Origin of the sequence: Chryseolinea sp. T2 (genome assembly GCF_037203685.1) — a bacterium.
GTDB lineage: Bacteria > Bacteroidota > Bacteroidia > Cytophagales > Cyclobacteriaceae > Chryseolinea.
Map to the genome: position 1 here is coordinate 1 of NZ_JBBCAU010000025.1, position 4968 is coordinate 4968.

Genomic DNA, 4968 nt, shown 5'->3' on the forward strand with positions numbered 1-4968 from the left:
TTCTTGCCATTGTTTCCTAATTTAGTTGTACAAATCTGTTTTTCAGAATTTGCGCAGCTTATTAGGGGGCTAAGACACCGACTTGAATCGCGCCATTCAATGCTATAGATTCTTTTATCCCACTGTATCGATGCTTTCTGTCTGGGATGGTAACATGGAGAATGGTTGTGTACCCAATCAAACATTTGCCATTATGGATGGAGCACCGGCACAAGTAGCGTTCACACCAAACTCTGACACGCGTTATGCAGGCCTGCCGCTTGACTTAAGCAATGGACCAATCGTTATGGAGCTACCCGCTGGTCCTATCATGTCTGCTATTAATGACATGAATCAACTTTGGATAATGGACGCAGGTATGCCGGGTCCCGATAAAGGCAAAGGGGGAAAGCACCTAATACTGCCACCAGGCTATACAGGAAGAATTCCGGCTGGTTACTATGTAGGAAAATCAACCACGAATCACGTGCTGGTTCTGTTGAGAGCCATACCGTTAACAGGGGGTCCCGAAGCTGGAGAAGCGATGATGAAAACCGTTAAAGTCTATCCGCTAGGGAAAGCGCCAATTGCGCTTAACTGGGTTCGCCTAAACGAAAAACCTGCAAACTTTACCCCCGTGCCGCGTGAGGATAACATGAAATATTGGGAGCGGTTAGCAAAGTTTATCAATGATGAGCCGGCTAATCCACAGTACCGGGTAATGTATGGGGAGTTGGCCGAGTTGGGAATTGAGAAGGGTAAGTCATTCAATCCGGACGTTCGCATGAAGAACATTCTGGAAAAAGCTGCTCAGAATGGAAATGCCATTATGCGTGTGCAGTCATTTGCCGACAGACGTTCCGACAAATTGGCATGGAACGATCGTAAGTGGGAATGGGCTGTGTTGCGTTATGCCAATGGAACTTTTGATACTGAAAACTACACAGATCTTTATGCCCGTGAAAAATGGTTCTACCAGGCACAGATTGAATCACCTGCCATGTTCAATCGCGCTCCGGGTGCAGGCTCTCTCTATTGGTTAGGGTTGCGCGATAACACAGGCGCTTACCTCGATGGAAGCAAAACGTACAAGCTAACCGTGCCACTGCCTGTTCCGGGAAAATTGTTTTGGTCGGTTACTGTTTATGATAACATGTCTCGAAGTGAAATTGCCACGGCACAAAACAAAGCTGCCCTGCGGTCGATGTTTGAATTGAAAGACAAAGCCGGATCATCTGTCGATCTGTATTTCGGACCATCCGCCCCAGCCGGAAAGGAAGCTGTCTGGATTCAGACTCTTCCCGATAAAGGATGGTTCTCTTACTTCCGGATTTATGGTCCTGAGGCACCTGCCTTTGATGGAACTTGGAAGCCAGGTGATTTTGAGGAAATTAAGTAGTGTAGTCAATAATAAAAGATGAGCAAGAACGTAGGCCAGGATCGTGTGGAGAAAACCACGCCATACAAATATGCGCTTTTCAGAAGGCCAGTCAATAGGGGAAGTGCCGGATCTCCTATCGACTACAGTTACAAACCTCCCTATAAGTTTAGTGGAAAACTTGGTACAGTTACAGTTGAGCTGAAAGAATAGCATTACCATTTATTCCTGAACCATGCGAACATATATTGGGAAATGAAATAAATTCTATATCGACGACAATGGATTCTGAAGAGCCCACAGACTTAGCTGCTCTTGCAAAAGGCCTACTCATTATCCTTGTGCTCATTTCACGGATCTCCTTCGCCCAACGAATAGACTCACTCACCAACGTAAAGCCTACTGTGGATGAAGTTGCACGCGAACGTCAAAACCCTGTGAACGGATTCCGAAGTGTGTTCCTTCAGGATGTAATACTACCAGTTGGAGAAGGGAATGCGCATTCATTCTCCATACAGCCGGTGTGGCCGTTCCGATTGGGCAAGAACTGGAGACTTAATACGTATACAATAATTCCTATTCAATCTATTCCTCCACTCACTGCAGACGGAAGTAGAGCATCCGGCCTTGGAAATATTCTGTTCAATGCGTTTATCCGACCAGAAAAAAGCAAAAGTAAATTAGTTTGGGGAGTAGGTCCTGCACTGCAAATCCCAACGCGAACCGATCCGGAATTAGGAAGTAATCGATTCAGCGCAGGGCCTGCTGCGTGTCTCGCGAGATCATCCGTTGGTGGATTGAGATACAACTTCAGGAAGTCGTAGGAGCGTTTACCATTCCAATACGTGTCGAGGTAAAATGAGTAGCCGCCATTTTTGATTCGTCTCTGGCGAAGACGGACTGGCTCCTTGCGATTGAGGTCTTTTGGTGTTCTTCTGCTCATGACGTTGCATTCAAAGGTTTCTGAAGACGACATTCTTCCCCAGATTGTTACTGGGAATTTTTGTTACTCGAGCCGCATAGTAACAAAGTGACCTTGCTAACGCACTGGCTTAGTCGATGCGAAAGACGCTAAGTGACTGTTTCTCAGAACAATCACCAAAGTTCGTCTCTCGTTGAGCAGATTTTGTATTTACTTGATTCTGAACGACTTTCAGAATTCATTTCCCGATACAATATGTGAACTTCATTATTTGCCAGCGTGTTAACTGACTCGAGTAACAAAATGGTAACGAAAATCGCCTAACCATCACTTAACAATTCCTAAAGAAACCTAAATGAATTTTGAGCTTCTGTTACTCGGACGTAAATGTAAAGGACGCAACCATCGCTATGACTAATCAAACCAGTCTTGCCACTATAACCCGACTTGATTCTGAACCACTTTCAAAGATTATTTCCACCAATATTCTCAACCAAAATCGGGACCGTCTCGATGACTAATAGATATCGTAATAATTACAGCCGCGTAATCATCTAAGGATACGATCGCCTTAGTTTCATTTCAGTCTGCACAATTGTAAGTATGAGGAATACTACCCATTCAGCTGCGCCTGTAAGGAACGCCGTCTTTGCCAGTAAGGCAAGATCAATCAGGACAACAACAAATGAAAACTTGAACAATACACCTGATGCGTACTCATTTGATCTTAGCCATGCCTCCTTTGAGCTCATGGATCTCGTCGTCCTGTAACCGACAAATGAATTGATATCTTTGGGGTAATATTTCTTGAGAGCGTGCGAAATAGATGAACATGTAGTCAAGAATACGACGTTGACTACAATAATTCCTATTTCCATATAGTTGTTCGTTTTAATCTGACGGAACTTGCAGCATTTTGCTAATTTGGTACTAGTGCAATAACCATCGTTACGCCGAAAGAAACAAGATTATGAATGGCGACAAGTAAGACATGAGTCAGCAGGTTCGATCATAAGAATGTAGCACTCCCTGAAAATCGAACCAGGGCGTAAGCGGCGGAATGCTTATAGTTTTAATTGTTTCTCTCCCCAAATATTTTTCGCCGTTATTCCAATGCTGGTAGAAGGAATCACAGGTCGATTTGTTGCCATCAGGGCGGCTAAAACAAAACCATGGTGCAAATTTAAACATCTTCAGTGCGATATCACAAAGTGTTGTTTGGTGGTTCCTTCTTTAGAAATTAGGTGAAGCACGTAATCTCCATTAGGTATTCCTTTTAATGGAATGTCTGTTCGCTGTTTCGTACTTTTTGTGGAGTACTGCAAAGTTCCTTGTTGATTATAAATTGCAATTGTTATTCCCGACGAAAGAGCTTCCGAAGTAGATGAGGATGTATCTGCCTCCAATATTAGTTCATCAGAGGCCGGATTTGGCCAGACCGTGTAAATCATGTTGGCGCATGGACCTTTAATGAAGGAGAAAGTAAATGGCGACGAAGTTGCACAGGCATTTGTTGCAGTCCCAGTGAATGAGAAAGGATATGTCTGATTGTACGGCATTGTTTGAAATGTTATTTGACTATTAGTGGCGTCCCAGGCCCAACTAACCGCGCCCCCTGGCGAGAGCGTCCAAGACATTTGCTGGGGTGAGCTTCCATTAACAATCTGAAGCTTTGCATTGTGAAACCCTGGACAGACTCCGTGCGAAGACCCAATGTAGTACGTACTACCATCCACTGTCGGATTAGCAAACGTTGGACCACCGGCGTTAAATGATTTTGAGATGACAACGTTGCCGCATGAACTAGAAACTGTTGCTTTTACAGTTCCAGCACCGTTGCCAGTCTTGTTTAGTGTGACCGAGAGCGACCCTTGACCTGAAGCGATGCTAACGGGACCGGTAGTAGACCATGCGATAGTCATGCCCACAGGGATATTATTTAGAGTAAATACGCTGTTGGTACAAACTGCGTTTGGCCCGGTAATACTCGCGTAATTAGCCAATGAGGCAGGCCAGTTTTGGGAGACTTGAAGCGCTTTTTGAGCATCTAAACGACCAGCACCAGATGTGCTAATGAAAGGGGCATTTTCTGGTTTTGTAAAAACGATGGGATCAGCCGTTTTCTTTAAAATGTATTCTATTTCAGAAGGCGTTAAACAGAATTTTGCTGTTTTCATTAAGCCAACCGTCCCTGCCACCATTGGAGTAGAGTAAGACGTTCCGTCTACGGTAGCATATCGATCGGTATATGGTAGAACAACGGTTCCGTTCATGGCGATGGCGGCCGTTCGAATACCCCAGCCAGGCGCAGTGATATCCACTTTGCTGTTGAATGTAAATCGTCGATGAGCTGGCGCTTGTTCAATATAAGAGTCAAAGTCAGTGCCGGAAACACAGATAACATTGTCGTAGGCGCCTGGGTAAATTAATGCATCCGGATCGGTGCCGTTGCATGGATAGTCTGCAGTTCCATTTCCGGCTGATGTCACGACCGTTGTGCCGTTTGCGACAATCATATTTATGATGTCTTGATGAGCTTGCACGAAAGAGCATGTCTGGTACCAGCTAACACTAACGACATGTGCCCCATTTTGCGAGGCGGCTATGAATGTGGCCGGGAATTTTGACAGTTTGTAAATATAGTTTGGCTCGATGAATTTTGTTTCGTTGAACCAAAACGGAAGCAGGC

General features: G+C 44.8%; 5 protein-coding genes and 1 pseudogene. 3 read left to right on the forward strand and 3 right to left on the reverse strand.

What is annotated here, in order from left to right; all coding sequences use genetic code 11:
* Window positions 1–130 precede the first annotated feature (130 nt).
* From WBG78_RS30605 to WBG78_RS30615, 3 genes are all read left to right on the forward strand, one after another.
* A complete protein-coding gene (locus WBG78_RS30605) occupies window positions 131–1378 on the forward strand; it encodes a DUF1254 domain-containing protein (RefSeq protein ID WP_337330351.1) in 1248 nt (415 codons plus the stop codon).
* Between the two features lie 18 nt (window positions 1379–1396).
* The gene (locus WBG78_RS30610; protein WP_337330352.1) at window positions 1397–1570 is read left to right on the forward strand and encodes a hypothetical protein; all 174 of its coding nucleotides are present in this window, start codon (window positions 1397–1399) and stop codon (window positions 1568–1570) included.
* Between the two features lie 68 nt (window positions 1571–1638).
* Window positions 1639–2181, forward strand: coding sequence for a hypothetical protein (locus WBG78_RS30615; protein WP_337330353.1), 543 nt, complete (start codon window positions 1639–1641; stop codon window positions 2179–2181).
* Between the two features lie 11 nt (window positions 2182–2192).
* On the opposite strand, the pseudogene WBG78_RS30825 reads toward WBG78_RS30615, so the two are convergent.
* From WBG78_RS30825 to WBG78_RS30625, 3 genes and pseudogenes are all read right to left on the reverse strand, one after another.
* Window positions 2193–2333, reverse strand: a pseudogene (locus WBG78_RS30825) (hypothetical protein); the annotation flags it as partial.
* 500 nt (window positions 2334–2833) lie between these two features.
* A complete protein-coding gene (locus tag WBG78_RS30620; protein WP_337330354.1) occupies window positions 2834–3157 on the reverse strand; it encodes an SdpI family protein in 324 nt (107 codons plus the stop codon).
* A gap of 315 nt (window positions 3158–3472) precedes the next feature.
* Window positions 3473–4968 (reverse strand): S8 family serine peptidase (locus WBG78_RS30625; RefSeq protein WP_337330355.1); only part of this gene is annotated, 1496 nt, incomplete at its 5' end.

Coding starts and splice junctions, on each gene's coding strand:
- WBG78_RS30610 (WP_337330352.1), top strand. CDS start 1,397: ATGAGCAAGAACGTAGGCCAGGATCGTGTGGAGAAAACCACGCCATAC.
- WBG78_RS30615 (WP_337330353.1), top strand. CDS start 1,639: ATGGATTCTGAAGAGCCCACAGACTTAGCTGCTCTTGCAAAAGGCCTA.
- WBG78_RS30605 (WP_337330351.1), top strand. CDS start 131: ATGCTTTCTGTCTGGGATGGTAACATGGAGAATGGTTGTGTACCCAAT.
- WBG78_RS30620 (WP_337330354.1), bottom strand. CDS start 3,157: ATGGAAATAGGAATTATTGTAGTCAACGTCGTATTCTTGACTACATGT.